The sequence below is a fragment of the Mesorhizobium sp. M7A.F.Ca.AU.002.02.1.1 genome, assembly GCF_003998535.1.
Taxonomy (GTDB): domain Bacteria; phylum Pseudomonadota; class Alphaproteobacteria; order Rhizobiales; family Rhizobiaceae; genus Mesorhizobium; species Mesorhizobium ciceri.
In genome coordinates, this window is sequence record NZ_RZPB01001490.1 from 1 (window position 1) to 449 (window position 449).

The 449-nt window shown below is 63.9% G+C and carries 1 protein-coding gene; it reads left to right on the top strand.

Annotated elements, in window-relative coordinates; translation table 11 throughout:
- A partial coding sequence (locus tag EN879_RS38530) for a peptidase dimerization domain-containing protein (protein WP_164774971.1) occupies positions 1–449 on the top strand: 449 nt, incomplete at both ends.

Consider the following 449-nt stretch of genomic DNA (forward strand, 5'->3'; position numbering starts at 1 on the left):
GCGATCAACGGCACGGTCAAGCTGCTCGAATGGGCGGCTTCCAGGGGCGAGAAATGGGATGCCTCTGTCGTCGGCGAGCCGACCAACCCGGATGCGCTGGGCGACATGATCAAGATCGGCCGCCGCGGCTCGATGTCCGGCGCCGTCACCGTCAATGGCCGCCAGGGCCATGTCGCCTATCCCTTGCTTGCCGACAATCCGGTGCGCGGGCTGATGAGCCTGGTCGATGCCTTGCTGCATCCGGTTTTCGACAAGGGAACCAGGGATTTCCAGCCGACCAATCTGGAGGTCACCTCCATCGATGTGGGCAACCCGGCCACCAATGTCATCCCGGCCAAAGCGACCGCGACCTTCAACATCCGCTTCAACGACACCTGGACGGACGAGACCCTGCAGGCCGAAATCCACAACCGGCTCGACCAGGCGGCCAGGCGCAAGAAGTACCGGCA